Here is a 16904-nt window from a genome sequence, read left to right on the forward strand (position 1 = left end):
TATACCAAATATGTGGTATAATATAAATGTAGAGAGAAACAAAGAAAATAATAAGATGTATTTTAGAGACCTCTTGAATTAAAGGAGATGTGGATAGATGATTAAACGCAGAAACTTTATTAACGACTTTGTACACAATCGCGTGCGAGGTCAGACTGAATAGGATGGCGATTAGTAATGAGATTTGATATAAAGGCTTACTTAGATGATAATTCACTAACAATTTACCGCGTAGCAAAGGAATCTGGTTATGGATATACAACGATACACAAATCGTTTAACAAAACACAATCAGATGCCACGAGCTTAAATATGCGTGATTTAGATGCACTGGCTAAGGTTCAGCATAAACAAATGTGGGAAGTGTTGCGAGAATTAGAAAAACTTTATTTTGATGAATGATAAACGTGCTTGGGGTAAGCACAAGCACATAGAAAACTAAAAGGAGATTTTAGACTATGGCTAACAATAATTTTTTTAATAACGATCCATTTGGATCAGATATGAATGATATTTTTAATAACATGATGGGCAATATGAATGGTGTTAATTCTGAGAATCGTCGCTATTTGATTAATGGTCGTGAGGTGACGCCGGAAGAATTCGCACAGTATCGACAAACAGGTCGATTGCCACAAGGCGCGCAAAGTGTTCAGAATGGTCAAATTGCTAATGGACAACAACCAATGCAACAGATGCAGCAACCTGGACAAGTTAAACAAGAAGGAATGCTAGCCAAGCTTGGTCGCAATCTAACACAAGAAGCCCGTGATGGACTACTAGATCCAGTTATCGGGCGTAACAAAGAAATTCAAGAGACAGCTGAAATTTTGGGACGTCGTACAAAGAATAATCCTGTGCTAGTTGGAGATGCTGGTGTTGGTAAGACAGCGGTTGTTGAAGGTCTGGCACAAGCAATTGTCAATGGGGATGTACCTGCGGCAATTAAAGATAAAGAAATCTATAGCATTGATATTTCTAGCCTTGAGGCTGGTACTCAGTTCCGAGGTGCCTTTGAGGAAAACATTCAGAACTTGATGAAAGAAGTGAAACAAGCTGGTAATGTTATCCTGTTCTTTGACGAAATTCATCAAATTCTTGGTGCTGGATCAACCGGTGGCGAAGACGGTGGTAAAGGGCTAGCTGATATTATCAAGCCGGCTTTGAGTCGTGGCGAAATTTCAGTCATTGGTGCAACAACACAAGATGAGTACCGTAACACGATTATGAAAAATGCTGCGTTAGCTCGACGTTTTAATGAAGTGACTGTGAATGCACCATCACCTAAGGATACGCTTGAAATTTTGAAAGGTATCGCAAAGTTGTATGAAAAGCATCACAACGTTTCATTGCCTGAAAACGTGTTGAAAGCAGCAGTTGATTATGCGGTACAATATATCCCACAACGCTCGTTACCAGATAAAGCAATAGATTTGCTTGATATGACAGCTGCTCACCTGTCAGCTAAAAATCCAGTGACGGATAAAGTTAGTTTAGAAAAGCAAATGACTGATATTAAGGAAAAACAAGAACAGGCTGTTGCTGATGAGGACTATGAAGCCGCTTTGAAGTATAAAAACCAAATTGCTGATTTAGAAAAGAGAATTGGTAATGCGGAAGAAGCTAAAAAGGTTGAGGCAACACCCAATGATGTGGCCGAATCAGTGGAACGTTTGACCGGCATCCCCGTGGCACAAATGGGAGCGTCAGACATTGAACGTTTGAAGACAATCGGGGATCGTCTAGCAGGTAAAGTTATTGGTCAAGATGAGGCTGTAAGCATGGTCGCTAAAGCTATTCGTCGTAATCGTGCGGGATTTGATGAGGGGAACCGACCAATTGGTTCGTTCTTGTTCGTCGGTCCAACTGGTGTTGGTAAGACGGAGTTAGCAAAGCAACTAGCTTTGGACATGTTTGGTAGCAAAGAAAGTATTGTTCGTTTGGATATGAGTGAATATTCGGATTTGACAGCGGTATCTAAGTTAATCGGTACAACGGCTGGGTATGTTGGCTATGACGACAACAGCAATACATTAACCGAAAAAGTTCGTCGTAACCCTTACTCAATTGTGTTACTTGATGAAATTGAAAAGGCCAATCCACAAGTGCTAACATTGTTACTACAAGTCATGGATGATGGTCGCTTAACAGATGGTCAAGGAAATGTTGTTAACTTTAAAAACACGGTCATTATTGCAACATCTAACGCCGGATTTGGACATAACTCAAGTGATGCAGATCAGGATTTAATGGCTAAATTGGCACCATACTTCCGTCCAGAGTTCTTGAATCGTTTTAATGGGGTGATCGAATTTAGTACGTTGACTAAGGATGATTTGAAGCAAATTGTTGATTTGATGTTAGATGACGTCAATAAGACATTGGCTAAGAAAGAGTTAACTTTGCAGGTGTCTGACGAAGTTAAAAATCACTTGATTGAAGATGGTTATGATGAAGCTCTAGGGGCACGACCATTACGCCGAGTAATCGAGCAACAAATTCGTGATCAAGTAACGGACTTCTACTTAGATAATCCAGGTGAAAAAGCCTTGAGCGCAGATTTAGTTGATGGCAAAGTGGTTATTTCAGCTATTGTTGAAAAAAGCGCTGTTACTAACTAAGTTTGAAAAACCACATTCACATAGATGAGTGTGGTTTTTATGTTGCTCTAGATAAACAACTTATTGCGCATGGTATAATGGTTTCATTAAATTAAAGGATGTTCACATGATTATTCAACATGCAATTCTCCATATACTGGATACAAATACAGGTAGTCTCATTGCATCGCAAGGAGAAATGAATGTCGACAATGTCGGCGTTCATGAATATATTGAAAAGCTAGTTCATAAAATCTATAAAGGTGACATCAAGACAGGACATTTATTGCCAGATAGTTATCTGGATCAAATGATTAAGCAATCAAATTTTTCAGAATCGACAACACAAATGGCCGCTAAATTATTTGATACGATTGCTGCTAGTGAGTCTATTCCAGCCGGTGATTTGTTAAGTTTTCGGGCCACAATGGATGAGGGGCCAATTTTTGGATTAATCAAACTCAACTTTGGTGCTCGTTATGCTCACGCAGTAGAGTACGAAGACGACCAGATGGTGAACAACTTGGTGCTTAATCAGTCAATTTTACCGGCGGCAACGCAAACAGTTGATGAAGCCATTTTGGTAAATGTTGAAGATGGTAGCTATCAATTGTTGGAAAAGAAACAACTGATTGACGGACATCGTGTGCCGTATTTTTCAGAAAATTTTTTGGAAATCAAACCTGAGGTTTCAGCAAAAGAAAATATTCAAGTGATTAAGCGTACAATTAAGAATATTGCTGAAAAATATGATGAGCCAGAACATGAGGTGCTAGCTGCAACACAGGAAGTGATTTACAATAGTTTAGCAGAGACAGGTAGCATTAGCACGGATGTCATTGCCGAAAAGGTGTTTGGTGACAACATCACAGCTAAACAAGAATATCAAGAAAAGATGACAGAAAAGTCTTTGCCAACCGAAGTTTCGGTTGTTAATTCCGAGAAATATGAGAAAAAGTATCGAACACAAAAATTTAAACTTGATTCTGGTATTGAAATTTCGATTCCTGTTCATGTTTACCAGGATTTGAGTAAAGTTGAATTTGTCAACAATGATGATGGGACAATCACTTTAATGATTAAAGATATTGCATCAATATTGAATAAGTTCAATGTATAAAGGAGAAAATAATGCCGTATCAAGATTCTTATGTTGCTAAAATACGCGAAAAAATAGGTCATGATTTTGAGCTTGTGATGCCGACGATAGATGTGGTCATTACCAACTCAAACGGTGAACTTTTGATGATTTATAACCGTGATTTTGATGGTTGGGCTTTTCCGGGCGGTTATATTGAGCCAGAAATGTCATGGCAAGAAAATGCAGCACGAGAAGCCTTGGAAGAATCCGGCATTCGTGCGAATGCCAAAGATCTAAAATTGATTGGTTCTGTTTCAGGAGAAAACTATCGTACGCAGTATCCTAATGGTGACCGGGTTAAGCTCTACACAAATGTGTTTTTACTGAAAAAATGGTCAGAAGAGTTAGATAAGATAGACCATACAGAGATTGACGGAAAAAAATGGATGACGCCGCAAACAATTGATCATGTGCACTTAACTTTTTCCGGTCGAGCGGTGTATCAGGTGTATCGTCAATTCCAAAAAGCGAGACAAATTCAATTGTTAACCATTAATAGTGAACTGCAGCGTTTCTTGGATGCACAGGATGGTCGCATTGCTGATGTGAATACATACGGGGATGCGGTTAATGAATTGACTGCCGGTCAAAAAAGAACACACTGGATGTGGTTTGTATTACCACAACTACGTGGGTTAGGGGCAAGTGAACGTGCGATGTATTACGGTATCAAAAATGCCAAAGAGGCTGTTGAGTACCTAGCAGACGATGAATTGCGGACTCGCTTGGAGAAAATTTTAAAACTTGTATTGGCTATTGAATCGTCAGACCCAGTTGCTATATTTGGAAAAGTTGATGCTGAAAAACTTCATGCAAGTTTGACGTTGTTTGCACAAGTTGCAGAAACACCTGATTTGTATCAGCAAGTATTATTGAAATATTTCAATGGCGACTTACATCAACCAACGTTAAACTTGTTAAACAAATAAAAAAGACGATTTGGTCGTCTTTTTTATTTGTTTATACTGTTGTTTTTGGTGCGTGTAATACTAGACCATGTTCTGGTGTTCGAGCATTAATAACGATATCCTCAACCTTGAAAATATGTGCCAATTCACTTTCAGTAAATCTATTCTTCTTTTCGGCGATTTCACGCAAAGATTTTCCAGTACGCAGAGATTCTTTAGCAATTTTAGCGGCTTCTTTGTAACCGATAATCGGTGCCATCGCAGTGGCGAAACTCACTGATAAATCAATATCTTGTGACAAGCGATGTTTATTTACTGTAATACCGTCGATGGTATTGATACGTAATGTATTCATGGCTTGTTGGAGATGTTCAATACCAGTGATTAAGCTTTTGAAAATGATAGGTTCAAATGCATTTAGTTCTAATTGGCCAGCTTCGCTTGCTACTGTAACAGTGGTATCAAAACCAATCATTTCAAAGGCAACTTGATTGACAACTTCTGGAATAACTGGATTAACCTTACCAGGCATGATGGACGACCCTGCTTGTTTTGAAGGTAGGTTAATTTCATGTAACCCTGAGCGTGGTCCAGAACTGAGTAAGCGTAAATCATTAGACATTTTAGATAGATTAACTGCTAAATTTTTTAATGAACCAGACAGAGCAACATAGGAATCTAAGTTTGATGTTGCATCAAATAAATCATGGGCTTGCTTAAGTGGAAGCCCAGTTATACTAGCTAAGTTAGGAACGATGTGTACTTGATAATGGTAACTTACGTTAATACCGGAGCCAATAGCTGATCCACCCAGATTTAATGTATAGAGTTCATTACGTGCGGCTTCAATACGTTTAAAATCTCGACGAAGTGGTTTTAACCAAGCATGGAAAGTATTTCCTAAAGTCATAGGTACAGCATCTTGTAGTTGTGTACGACCCATTTTGTAAGTTGTCGAAAATTCGTCGGCTTTGTTTCCAAGAGCGTCTACCAATAATGTTAATTCTGAAAAAAGTGGTTCGAGTAGTCGGATAAGAGCAATTTTTCCTGCGCTAGGATAAGTATCATTGGTACTCTGACCCATATTCACGTGGTCATTTGGATTAACATAGCCATATTCACCACGTGAACGGCCGATCTGCTCAAGAGCTGTATTCGCAACAACTTCATTGACGTTCATATTGGTGCTTGTGCCAGCCCCACCTTGAATGTCACTAATTGGAAACATTGTACAATCGATTGGCTGACGTAACAAAACTTTTGTTGCATCAACAATATGTTTAGCGACAGCTCGATCTAGATTACCAGATGTAGCATTGGTTTGTGCCGCAGCTTGCTTAATTTCTAAAAAGGCGCGGATGATTTCTTGATGAGTTGTTTCTTTTGAAATTGGAAAGTTATTTAGCGCACGTTGTGTGTGTGCCCCATAGTAGACATCTTTGGGTACGTTGATTTGACCGAGTGAATCTGATTCTGTGCGCATATTGCTTCTCCTTACAGGTTATGAGAATATTTTACCGTAAAAAATAACTATACCAATCTTATTTGTTAAGTTTTATGACACCATATTTCTCTTTCTGGGTATAGAAAAAAACACCCGTTAAGGTGCTTCAATAATGTCAACGCCATCGTCACTACCAATGATTACACGGTTAACAATATCAGTAAACAGGCCGTGTTCTACCACACCGACCATATTAATTAATTCCTGACCCAATTCACGTGGATTTTCGATAACGGGAACATGTAGATCAATGAGATAATTTGCTGAATCTGTACGTACGGGGTTGCCATTTTGATCTAAGCGCCAAGTAGGGTGGAACCCATCTGCAGTAAAGCGTTTGAATAATTGGTCAGATCCATATGGAATAATTTCAACTGGTAAATATTGATTTAGTTTGGGTACACGTTTGCTGCTGTCTACGACCCAGATATTCTCGCGAGAGTTAAACGCAACGATTTTTTCCCATAAAAGCGCTGCACCGCCACCTTTAATGGCTGAGAAATCATCCGAAATTTGGTCAGCACCATCAATTGTTAAATCGATTTTATCGACATCATCAACGTTGTACATCGGGATCCCAAGTTTTGCTGCATTGCGTCTTGTTTTTTCAGAAGTAGGGACGCCGACGATTTTTAAATTCTCATTGGCTACACGTTCACCTAAAGCGGTAATGACTTGAGCAATTGTTGATCCTGAGCCAATGCCCACCACCATATCATCTTGAACGAATTCGGCTGCGCGGCGACCGGCAATAATTTTTTGTAAATCCTGTGATGAACTCATGATTTGTACTCAATCTCCTGATAAATGTCGGGGTAACGTAAAAATGCTTCTTTTACATAAGGGCAGACGGGCTTTATTGTCATATTTTTAGCACGCGCATCGTCAACAATTGTGTCTAGCAATTTTTTGGCAATACCTTGCCCACGTAGAGATGGATCTACTACGGTTGAATTAATTGAATAGGTTTGCCCATTATTGATTACTGTATAAGTAATCTGAGCAATAACTTTGCCGTTTTTTTCCAAGAAATAACGACCATTTTCGTGTTGAAATTCCATAATAATTCCCTCTCATTTTATTATAACAGCATAATGATTAGCGGTATTTAATTGAGTGCGTGAAAATTTACTATTTATCTACGATACTAACATAATTTGTGCTTGTCTGTGTTACTTGTTCTGATCATTTTTAATCCATCTAACATTTTATAATTTAACCTATATTTTTTAAATGAGGATAATATATCGTATAATAGGGGATAAACTATTTATGAAGAGGTGTACTTATTATGACACGTGGATTTGAGATTGTTAGCAAATATGCTGACGAAAACATTACCGTACCAAAGCGCAGCACACAACAAGCGGCAGGATATGATTTTGAAGCAGCAGCGGATATCACTATTCCTAGCGTTTTAAGTAATAATTTTTTAAAAGGACTTAATATTCTATCGCTTGGAAAGATTTCAAAGCTACATGATAATGCAGACTTGCAAGATATGCTCAAACCGGTGCTTGTTCCAACAGGTATAAAAGCTTACATGGGGGAGGGAGAATATTTGCAACTAGTTTCACGGTCAAGTGGACCTATTAAAAAGCGGATAATGATGCCTAATGCGGTTGGTATTGTAGATGCTGATTATTATAATAATGAAAGCAATGAGGGAGAAATTTTCTTCCAATTTATCAATTTTGGTTTGAAAGATGTGCACATTAAAAAAGGGGAACGTATTGGACAAGGTATTTTCCTGCCATACTTGATAGCTGACGGTGATGAGAATATAGAAAAATCAGATCGTAAGGGTGGTTTTGGTTCAACAGGGCAATAATAACTTTTACGATGATGTTAGAACGAATTAATATGGAAGGACTGAGATATCGCTAAAGTAAAAACACAATTTATATGTTCCAACTGCGGTTTTGTGTCTGCGCGGTATTTGGGGCGCTGCTCAAATTGTGGTGAGTGGGGCACGCTTGTTGAAGAAAAAATCCAACCAGAATCAAATGACCGTAAAAGTCGCGTAAGTCTCGATGGACGCAATGCTAAAGTCGAAAAAATAAACGAGATTACGTCTGAAGAGACACCGCGTGTAGCAACTAAGTTGAAAGAATTAAACCGAGTTTTAGGTGGTGGTGTTGTCCCCGGTTCCATGGTATTGATTGGTGGTGATCCTGGTATTGGCAAGTCAACATTACTACTTCAAGTATCTGGACAACTTGCTCAAGAAGGACGGGTGCTATACGTGACTGGTGAAGAGTCTGCCACTCAAGTAAAACTCCGTGCTGATCGCTTGGGCGTTGGGCACGATGAGTTTTATTTATATCCAGAAACGGATATGACGGCCGTGAAAAAGCAGATTGAGGAATTACAACCCAATTTTGTTGTTATTGACTCGGTACAAACCATGCAAGAACCTGATGTCTCGTCTGCGGTTGGTTCTGTATCGCAAATTCGAGAAGTGACAGCCGACCTGCTGCAAATTGCTAAGACGAATAATATTTCTATATTTATAGTAGGGCATGTGACTAAGGACGGTGCCATAGCGGGGCCAAAAATTCTGGAACACATGGTTGATACAGTATTGTACTTTGAAGGAGATAGCAATTATAAGTACCGCATTTTGCGTGCGGTTAAAAACCGGTTTGGCGCAACGAATGAATTAGGTATTTTTGAAATGCGTAATGGTGGTTTGATAGAGGTAGCCAATCCCTCTGAGATTTTCTTAGAAGAACGTTTATCTGGTGCCACTGGGTCAGCAATTGTGGTCGCGTTAGAAGGATCACGACCTATTTTGGTTGAATTACAGGCCTTGGTAACACCGACTGTATTTGGTAACGCGCAACGTACAGCAGCAGGACTCGATAGGAATCGTGTATCATTGATTATGGCTGTATTAGAAAAACGCGCTAATTTATTATTACAAAATCAAGATGCCTATTTAAAGGCAGCAGGTGGCGTTAAGCTTGATGAGCCAGCAATTGATTTAGCGATTGCTGTTGCTCTGGCTAGTTCGTACCATGATAAAGAATCAAGACCTAGTGATGTCTTCGTTGGTGAAATTGGTCTAACTGGTGAAGTTCGTAGTGTGGCAGACATTGAGGGACGTTTAAAAGAAGCTAAAAAATTGGGATTTAAGCGTGCTATTGTTCCTAAAAATAATTTAAATGGCATCGAGTTGCCTCAAGGACTTCAAGTCATTGGCGTAACAACGTTAAGTGAGACACTTAAAATTGCCTTAGGAGAATAATCATGTCAGAACATTTCTTAACAGGGGTGGCTGCAATCAATAGTGCCCTATATGAGCATGTTGAGAAAGGAAAAGCATGTAGTGTACGTTTTTTCATCGGGATAATGGTATTTTGTACATTATCTCTGCTTTTTCTCATCGGAACAGCGGTCATGTTCTTTTTGACAGGAATCTTCTTTGAACAACTGGAATGGATAATAATGATTTTAGTACTGTTTTCGGTGTTGGTTACGGGGCTGTTTGGCTGGTTATCTTGGGAATGGGGGCAGCTACTTTGGCGACTTTTAAAACAAGTTGATGAAAATGGGCATTACTACGCTCGCGATAAAATACGTACCAGTGACCAAACCAAAAGACATTTAGGAAAACATTTTTAAATAATTAAGTATAAAAAAGGCCTTCTTAGAAAAGGCCTTTTTTATTGTGAAGGTTATGCCAGCGGTGTTCGCTTTTTTTGGAAAGTCACAATAACTAGGTGAATCATAATAGCTACAATACCAATAGTGATAAGCTGTAACCAAAGGGTACATGTACTATTGCCGCCATATAAGATGTTGTAATCTGCGCGTATTGAGTAGAAACAAGGAGAAATGTTACTTATAAACTTGAAAAAATCAGGCAGAATTGGACGTGGAATGAGGCCAGCACCTGAAACGACTTGAGTCAACATGAAAGGCATATTGATCATAATACCAAGTTGTCCAAAAATCAGTGAGAAGATTAGATTGACATTCAATGATGCAAATAACTCAATAGAATGGTTAACCCACAGTTGCCAATAGGTATTACTATCAAAATGAAGCATACTTTTGCTTAGTGCAACAATTAACAGTGGTGCTATCATTGAAATTAAGATAATAGCGATTTCAGTATAAGTGTATGCTTTCCAGCGACCTATTAATGGTGAGAATGACTTGTATGCAACAACAATTAACATAGCGCCAATCATGGAACCAATATAAAAAGCTAGTGACATGAAGAACGGAGCCATGCTATGTTGCATACCAGAAGGTGCTTTATTCATTTTTACAATGCTGTAATCGTATGAATTAGCAACGTTTGCATAAGTTTGATTGATTTTTGATGTAGTAGTGCTTTTTGTTTGTTCAGCTTTTTGTAAAATAGCATCTTTTTGTGTTGGATTAGCTGTAATTAATGATTTTGTCTCTGATTCTAATTGTGACAATTCAATGGCTGTTAGAATCCCTTTGCTCTGCTGCAATAAAACACTTTTTTGAACACGATTACCGACTGATTTGGCAACAGCTTCCATGGATGAAACTGATGTCATAGGATTGGCATAGTTGATGTAAAACTTAAGTTCACCTTTAGATTGACCATCTATTTTTTTAAGATTGGCATTGAAATCTTTTGGAATATCAATGATCAAATAAATTCCACGATTATTCAATTGATTTTTAGCTTGCTTTATATTCAAATCAGTCTTGACGTGTTTAAATGGCAAGCTTTTTTTTAGTTGTTTTTTTAATGTCGTGCTGTCCTTATCTTGGTTGACAATGGCAACTGGTAATTGGTTTATTTTGCTGGGCACAACTTTATACCCTGAAAAATAAATGCCAACCATCAATAAGCCATAAAATAGTACAATAATGAGCGCTCCGATAACACCTTTGCTGACGATAAATTTTTTGAACCCCATGTGGAACTCCTTTTCTTTTGCTGACAATAGCGTAGCACTTATTTGTTATGCATGCAAGTAGTTGCATGCATAACAGAATTAATCTGTCTTTCAAAAGAGAATATGATAATATAACTAAAGAAGAGGTACGAAACATGTCCAAACAACCATCAAAATACGATTTAATTTTAAATGCATTCATCACATTGTTGATAGAAGTTGGTTATCAATCTGCGACCATCAACAAAATTGCTGAAAAAGCGAATGTCAATCCTAGTACGATTTTTAGAAAATTTAAAGATAAAGAGGGGTTATTGTCAGCTGTGATTGATCGTCATCTCAATGATTTAGCCGCTATTTTTGATGATGCACTGAGTGTGACTGGTGATATGGAAACTGATTTAATCAATATGTCAAGAACATATCAAGAGTTTCAAGAGAAACATCAAGAAGTTGTTTTGATAGGCCTTCAAGAATCTTTTCGAATGCCAAAAGTGAGCCATGCGGTCGAAGAAATACCAATTCGATTCAGAAAAATCTTACTGCAGTATTTCACAGAGATGCAGACCCAAAATAAGATAAAACAGTCGGTAGATGTGGAAGCGGCTACTATGAATGTAATATGGTTGAATTTCGGTTATTTTTTGACTACTATCCGCTATGACAATCCTGAGTTAATCACTAATCCAGAGGACTTTTATGAAAAGCAAATTCGTTTTTTTGCAAAAAGCTTACGTCCTTAAAAATGCGATTGCGTGATTGGAAATTAGTATCATGAGTGTTGTATACTAGTAGCTAGACAAAACGGTACTAAATACCATACATAGGAGATTATTGATTCATGACAGAAGATATACGTGTTCGCTATGCACCGTCACCAACGGGACATTTGCATATAGGGAATGCACGCACAGCTATTTTTAACTGGTTATTTGCACGCCACTATAATGGTACATTTGTTATTCGTATTGAGGATACTGACTCAGCACGTAATATTGCTGATGGCGAAAAATCACAACTTGAAAATTTAGCTTGGCTAGGTTTAGACTGGGATGAGAGTCCAGACAAACCAGGCGTTTATGGACCCTATCGCCAGTCAGAACGTAATGAACAGGGTATTTATCAAGAATTTATTGATGCACTATTAGCTAGTGGGCAAGCGTACAAGTCTTATAAAACTTCAGAGCAGCTTGCCTCTGAACGCGAAGCACAACAAGCAGCTAAGCAGGCACCACATTATGTTTATGAATATGAAGGTTTGACTAACGAAGAGCGTGAAGCCAAATATGCTGAATTTGAAGCACAAGGATTAAAGCCGGTAGTGCGTTTCCGTGTACCAGAAGAGAAAGTATATGCTTGGGATGACATTGTTAAAGGGCATATCGAAATTGGTGCTAAAGAAGTTGGTGGCGATTGGGTTATTCAAAAAGCTGATGGTATGCCAACTTATAATTTTGCAGTTGTTGTGGATGACCACTTGATGAAGATTTCCCACGTGCTGCGTGGAGACGATCATGTCTCAAATACACCAAAGCAAATCATGATTTATGAAGCTTTGGGATGGGATGTGCCAGAGTTTGGGCATATGGCTTTGATTATCAATGGAGAAACTGGTAAGAAGTTGTCTAAACGTGATGAAAATCTCTTGCAGTTCGTTGAACAATATAAGGAATTAGGCTACCAACCACAAGCTATGGTTAATTTTATTGGTTTATTGGGCTGGTCACCAAAGGGCGAAGATGAAATCTTTAGTTTGTCAGAATTCAAAGAAATGTTTGATGAAAAACGTTTGAGCAAAGCGAATGCTAAGTTCGATCAAAAGAAGTTAGAATGGGTCAACAACCAGTGGATGCGTCGTGATACGGATGCAGTTATGCCACAACTTATTCAAGAGCTTATCAACGCTCATTTGATATCTGCAGATGATGCTACCGATAAGAAAAACTGGTTGTCAGAAGTTATTAAAGTCGCTGGCGTTGATGGTATATCATATACGCGTCAAATTGTTGAGCTAGTTCGTAAACCTTTCTTTGAGTTGGGCGATATAACAGATGAAATGGTTGAATACCTGACTTCAGAAGATGGCCGTAAAGTGGCAACTGCGTGGGAATCAGCATATGAATCCTTGCCAACTGATGCAACTCCGGACGACTATATGAGTACAATTCGTGCGATTCAAAACGACTTAGAAATAAAAGGCCGTAACCTATGGAATCCTATTCGTATTATGACTACTCACGAAGTCCAAGGGCCTAATTTACCAGAAATGTTGACATTGTTGGATAAGAACACTGTTCTGAAGACAATGCGCGATGTGAAAGAAAAATATTTAGCATAGGTATCTAAACGTCGAGGAATGCTCGGCGTTTTTTATTATGATTTTGAGTATCCATTCGTACTGAGGAATAATGCAAAAATGTTTACAGCTCATGTATAATATTAAGTAATAATAATTTTTCTATTATAAAGGGAGCAAACCATGATCTACGTCTACAATACGTTATCACATGAAAAAGAAGTTTTTAAGCCAATTACTGCTGGCAAAATAAACATGTATGTTTGTGGACCTACAGTATATAACTATATTCATATTGGAAATGCTCGCTCAGCCATTGCTTTTGATACGATACGTCGTTATTTTGAATATCGTGGTTATGAAGTCAATTATGTTTCTAATTTTACTGATGTGGATGACAAGATTATTAATCGTGCGCAAGAAGAGGGTATTTCTGAACGAGAGGTTGCCAACAAGTATGCGGATGCTTTTGATGAAGATACGCTACCATTAAATATTAAACCTGCCACGGTGCGTTCACGTGCAACAGAAGTTATCCCAGAAATTATCGAGTTTGTAAAAGATCTTATTGATAAAGGCTATGCTTATGAGTCTGAAGGGGATGTTTACTTCCGTGCTAAGAAATTCAAAGGGTATGGTATTTTGGCTCACCAAGATTTAGCGGAAATGGAAGCCAATGCTGCTGGTCGCTTGAATGATGAGGAGACTATCCGCAAAGAGGATCCAATTGATTTTGCCGTTTGGAAAAATGAACCGCGAGAAGGTGTTATTTCATGGTCGTCTCCCTGGGGAAATGGTCGTCCGGGCTGGCACATAGAGTGTTCAGTTATGGCGCAAAAGTATTTGTCGAATACAATTGATATCCATGGTGGCGGTATTGATTTAGCATTTCCGCATCACACAAACGAAATCGCGCAGTCAGAGGCTAGAACGGGACAAAAGTTTGTGAACTATTGGATGCATAATGGATTTGTTAATGTTAATAATGAAAAAATGTCAAAATCTCTCGATAATTTTACAACGCTACATGACATGTTAGCGACTTATGACGATCCAATGGTCATTCGATACTTGCTGACCACAACACAGTATCGGCGCCCAATTAACTATGAGGCAAGCACTTTAGAACAAGCACGTTTAGAATTAGAGCGTATCCGTACAGCTTATAGGAATTTGATATTCCGAGCGAAAACATCGAAACCTGGTGGGGATGAAGATATTGAGATATTGATTGAAGTACAAAAGAAAGCGTTTGACCAGGCGATGGATGATGACTTTAATACACCCAATGCGCTAGCAGCTATTTTTGAACTTGTTGGTATAGGGAATACCTACACTGAGCGCAATACAGTAAAAGCTAATACTGTTCAGCGTTTATTAGGAACAATCTCTGATTTACTATCTGTATTTGGTATTGACGGATTGGATAGGAATGAAGAGCTTACAGCAAAGCAACGTGATTTATTAGATAAACGTGTACTAGCTCGTAAATCACGTGATTTTGAAAAATCAGACTTATTGCGTAATCAGTTAAAAGAGATAGGTATATTTGTAGAAGATACACCGCAAGGACAACGTTGGCATAAATAAAAAGCTATCAGCTTACTGATAGCTTTTTATTTATTACGTAAAGATAAAAAGAACAAAAAGGAGTCAAGGGACAAGAAAAGTGCGATTAAAGCGAATGTAAGCAAAAGGAAACGAGATAAAAAGGGTAAAAAACGAACGTAAAAAAGAAGTAAAGAAAGTAGTTGACTGAAAGGGATAAAGTTGGTATATTAGTATATGTTCCGACGGAGCGAAGCAACGAAAAGGTTGAGGCGTAGGGAAGGAACGAGCGCGAAAAGAGAGAGGAAGCGACGAAAAGAAGTAGTTGACAAATCGAAAAGAGCGTGATAAGATAATATAGTTGTCTCAGCGACAACAAGTAGCACATTGAAAACTGAACAAAACTTTGAACAAACGAATCTGTAGCTGTTACGTAAAGTAACAAAAACAAATTTGCGAAGTCAATTCGTAACAAACAATAAACGGATTACGTTATAGAGATATAGCGAAAAATAGTCAGTTTAATCGAAGAGCAATCTTCAAATTTTCAAATTGAGAGTTTGATCCTGGCTCAGGATGAACGCTGGCGGCGTGCCTAATACATGCAAGTCGAACGCACAGCGAAAGGTGCTTGCACCTTTCAAGTGAGTGGCGAACGGGTGAGTAACACGTGGACAACCTGCCTCAAGGCTGGGGATAACATTTGGAAACAGATGCTAATACCGAATAAAACTTAGTGTCGCATGATACAAAGTTAAAAGGCGCTTCGGCGTCACCTAGAGATGGATCCGCGGTGCATTAGTTAGTTGGTGGGGTAAAGGCCTACCAAGACGATGATGCATAGCCGAGTTGAGAGACTGATCGGCCACATTGGGACTGAGACACGGCCCAAACTCCTACGGGAGGCTGCAGTAGGGAATCTTCCACAATGGGCGAAAGCCTGATGGAGCAACGCCGCGTGTGTGATGAAGGCTTTCGGGTCGTAAAGCACTGTTGTATGGGAAGAACAGCTAGAATAGGAAATGATTTTAGTTTGACGGTACCATACCAGAAAGGGACGGCTAAATACGTGCCAGCAGCCGCGGTAATACGTATGTCCCGAGCGTTATCCGGATTTATTGGGCGTAAAGCGAGCGCAGACGGTTTATTAAGTCTGATGTGAAAGCCCGGAGCTCAACTCCGGAATTGCATTGGAAACTGGTTAACTTGAGTGCAGTAGAGGTAAGTGGAACTCCATGTGTAGCGGTGGAATGCGTAGATATATGGAAGAACACCAGTGGCGAAGGCGGCTTACTGGACTGCAACTGACGTTGAGGCTCGAAAGTGTGGGTAGCAAACAGGATTAGATACCCTGGTAGTCCACACCGTAAACGATGAACACTAGGTGTTAGGAGGTTTCCGCCTCTTAGTGCCGAAGCTAACGCATTAAGTGTTCCGCCTGGGGAGTACGACCGCAAGGTTGAAACTCAAAGGAATTGACGGGGACCCGCACAAGCGGTGGAGCATGTGGTTTAATTCGAAGCAACGCGAAGAACCTTACCAGGTCTTGACATCCTTTGAAGCTTTTAGAGATAAAAGTGTTCTCTTCGGAGACAAAGTGACAGGTGGTGCATGGTCGTCGTCAGCTCGTGTCGTGAGATGTTGGGTTAAGTCCCGCAACGAGCGCAACCCTTATTGTTAGTTGCCAGCATTCAGATGGGCACTCTAGCGAGACTGCCGGTGACAAACCGGAGGAAGGCGGGGACGACGTCAGATCATCATGCCCCTTATGACCTGGGCTACACACGTGCTACAATGGCGTATACAACGAGTTGCCAGCCCGCGAGGGTGAGCTAATCTCTTAAAGTACGTCTCAGTTCGGATTGTAGTCTGCAACTCGACTACATGAAGTCGGAATCGCTAGTAATCGCGGATCAGCACGCCGCGGTGAATACGTTCCCGGGTCTTGTACACACCGCCCGTCACACCATGGGAGTTTGTAATGCCCAAAGCCGGTGGCCTAACCTTCGGGAAGGAGC

General features: G+C 39.4%; 14 protein-coding genes and 1 rRNA gene (1 of these 15 only partly in view). 11 read left to right on the top strand and 4 right to left on the bottom strand.

The window, feature by feature from the left end; all coding sequences use genetic code 11:
• The first annotated feature begins 177 nt into the window (after positions 1-177).
• From GJV51_03175 to GJV51_03190, 4 genes are all read left to right on the top strand, one after another.
• Positions 178-402 (top strand): transcriptional regulator, encoded by a 225-nt coding sequence (locus GJV51_03175; protein QGM25027.1) that lies wholly within the window; start codon positions 178-180, stop codon positions 400-402.
• Between the two features lie 56 nt (positions 403-458).
• Entirely contained in the window at positions 459-2621 is a 2163-nt protein-coding gene (locus GJV51_03180; protein ID QGM25028.1) for an AAA domain-containing protein, read from the top strand.
• Positions 2622-2727: 106 nt separating this feature from the next.
• A complete protein-coding gene (locus GJV51_03185; protein QGM25029.1) occupies positions 2728-3720 on the top strand; it encodes a nucleoid-associated protein in 993 nt (330 codons plus the stop codon).
• Positions 3721-3731: 11 nt separating this feature from the next.
• Positions 3732-4670: a DUF1810 family protein gene (locus GJV51_03190; GenBank protein QGM25030.1), complete on the top strand. Its 939-nt coding sequence runs from the start codon at positions 3732-3734 to the stop codon at positions 4668-4670.
• A 31-nt stretch (positions 4671-4701) separates the two neighbouring features.
• Here the strand turns inward: GJV51_03190 and GJV51_03195 are convergent, their stop codons facing one another.
• The 3 genes from GJV51_03195 to GJV51_03205 all read right to left on the bottom strand — a co-directional run bounded on the left by GJV51_03195 (position 4702) and on the right by GJV51_03205 (position 7214).
• A complete protein-coding gene (locus GJV51_03195; protein ID QGM25031.1) occupies positions 4702-6132 on the bottom strand; it encodes an aspartate ammonia-lyase in 1431 nt (476 codons plus the stop codon).
• Positions 6133-6249: 117 nt separating this feature from the next.
• Positions 6250-6936 carry a ribose-5-phosphate isomerase RpiA gene (rpiA, locus tag GJV51_03200; protein ID QGM25032.1) on the bottom strand — a complete coding sequence of 229 codons (687 nt, stop codon included), beginning with the start codon at positions 6934-6936 and terminating at the stop codon, positions 6250-6252.
• Entirely contained in the window at positions 6933-7214 is a 282-nt protein-coding gene (locus tag GJV51_03205; protein ID QGM25033.1) for a GNAT family N-acetyltransferase, read from the bottom strand. Before GJV51_03205 ends, rpiA begins: the two co-directional genes overlap by 4 nt.
• Before the next feature lie 230 nt (positions 7215-7444).
• Between GJV51_03205 and GJV51_03210 the strand changes: the two genes are divergently transcribed.
• From GJV51_03210 to GJV51_03220, 3 genes are read left to right on the top strand one after another with little or no spacing between them, the layout of a single operon-like run.
• Complete coding sequence (locus GJV51_03210) at positions 7445-7984, top strand: deoxyuridine 5'-triphosphate nucleotidohydrolase (protein QGM25034.1); 540 nt, start codon at positions 7445-7447, stop codon at positions 7982-7984.
• 48 nt (positions 7985-8032) lie between these two features.
• A complete protein-coding gene (radA, locus tag GJV51_03215; protein QGM25035.1) occupies positions 8033-9403 on the top strand; it encodes a DNA repair protein RadA in 1371 nt (456 codons plus the stop codon).
• A gap of 2 nt (positions 9404-9405) precedes the next feature.
• Positions 9406-9780, top strand: coding sequence for a hypothetical protein (locus GJV51_03220; GenBank protein QGM25036.1), 375 nt, complete (start codon positions 9406-9408; stop codon positions 9778-9780).
• Positions 9781-9833: 53 nt separating this feature from the next.
• On the opposite strand, the gene GJV51_03225 is transcribed toward GJV51_03220, so the two are convergent.
• On the bottom strand, positions 9834-11063 hold the full coding sequence (locus GJV51_03225; protein QGM25037.1) for an ABC transporter: 1230 nt from the start codon (positions 11061-11063) through the stop codon (positions 9834-9836).
• A 134-nt stretch (positions 11064-11197) separates the two neighbouring features.
• Between GJV51_03225 and GJV51_03230 the strand changes: the two genes are divergently transcribed.
• From GJV51_03230 to GJV51_03245, 4 genes are all read left to right on the top strand, one after another.
• Complete coding sequence (locus tag GJV51_03230) at positions 11198-11785, top strand: TetR family transcriptional regulator (GenBank protein QGM25038.1); 588 nt, start codon at positions 11198-11200, stop codon at positions 11783-11785.
• A gap of 98 nt (positions 11786-11883) precedes the next feature.
• Positions 11884-13380 carry a glutamate--tRNA ligase gene (locus GJV51_03235; GenBank protein QGM25039.1) on the top strand — a complete coding sequence of 499 codons (1497 nt, stop codon included), beginning with the start codon at positions 11884-11886 and terminating at the stop codon, positions 13378-13380.
• 141 nt (positions 13381-13521) lie between these two features.
• Positions 13522-14928, top strand: coding sequence for a cysteine--tRNA ligase (locus tag GJV51_03240; protein ID QGM25040.1), 1407 nt, complete (start codon positions 13522-13524; stop codon positions 14926-14928).
• 506 nt (positions 14929-15434) lie between these two features.
• Positions 15435-16904: ribosomal RNA gene (locus GJV51_03245) — 16S ribosomal RNA — on the top strand (it continues 87 nt past the right edge of the window).

It is taken from the genome of Leuconostoc mesenteroides subsp. mesenteroides, assembly GCA_009676745.1.
Lineage (GTDB): Bacteria > Bacillota > Bacilli > Lactobacillales > Lactobacillaceae > Leuconostoc > Leuconostoc koreense.

What these genes read in the sequence shown, in the direction of transcription:
- GJV51_03210 (QGM25034.1), top strand. Translation starts at nt 7,445, where the DNA reads ATGACACGTGGATTTGAGATTGTTAGCAAATATGCTGACGAAAACATT.
- GJV51_03175 (QGM25027.1), top strand. Translation starts at nt 178, where the DNA reads ATGAGATTTGATATAAAGGCTTACTTAGATGATAATTCACTAACAATT.
- GJV51_03185 (QGM25029.1), top strand. Translation starts at nt 2,728, where the DNA reads ATGATTATTCAACATGCAATTCTCCATATACTGGATACAAATACAGGT.
- GJV51_03235 (QGM25039.1), top strand. Translation starts at nt 11,884, where the DNA reads ATGACAGAAGATATACGTGTTCGCTATGCACCGTCACCAACGGGACAT.
- GJV51_03180 (QGM25028.1), top strand. Translation starts at nt 459, where the DNA reads ATGGCTAACAATAATTTTTTTAATAACGATCCATTTGGATCAGATATG.
- GJV51_03225 (QGM25037.1), bottom strand. Translation starts at nt 11,063, where the DNA reads ATGGGGTTCAAAAAATTTATCGTCAGCAAAGGTGTTATCGGAGCGCTC.
- GJV51_03240 (QGM25040.1), top strand. Translation starts at nt 13,522, where the DNA reads ATGATCTACGTCTACAATACGTTATCACATGAAAAAGAAGTTTTTAAG.
- GJV51_03205 (QGM25033.1), bottom strand. Translation starts at nt 7,214, where the DNA reads ATGGAATTTCAACACGAAAATGGTCGTTATTTCTTGGAAAAAAACGGC.
- GJV51_03190 (QGM25030.1), top strand. Translation starts at nt 3,732, where the DNA reads ATGCCGTATCAAGATTCTTATGTTGCTAAAATACGCGAAAAAATAGGT.
- GJV51_03220 (QGM25036.1), top strand. Translation starts at nt 9,406, where the DNA reads ATGTCAGAACATTTCTTAACAGGGGTGGCTGCAATCAATAGTGCCCTA.
- GJV51_03230 (QGM25038.1), top strand. Translation starts at nt 11,198, where the DNA reads ATGTCCAAACAACCATCAAAATACGATTTAATTTTAAATGCATTCATC.
- rpiA (QGM25032.1), bottom strand. Translation starts at nt 6,936, where the DNA reads ATGAGTTCATCACAGGATTTACAAAAAATTATTGCCGGTCGCCGCGCA.
- GJV51_03195 (QGM25031.1), bottom strand. Translation starts at nt 6,132, where the DNA reads ATGCGCACAGAATCAGATTCACTCGGTCAAATCAACGTACCCAAAGAT.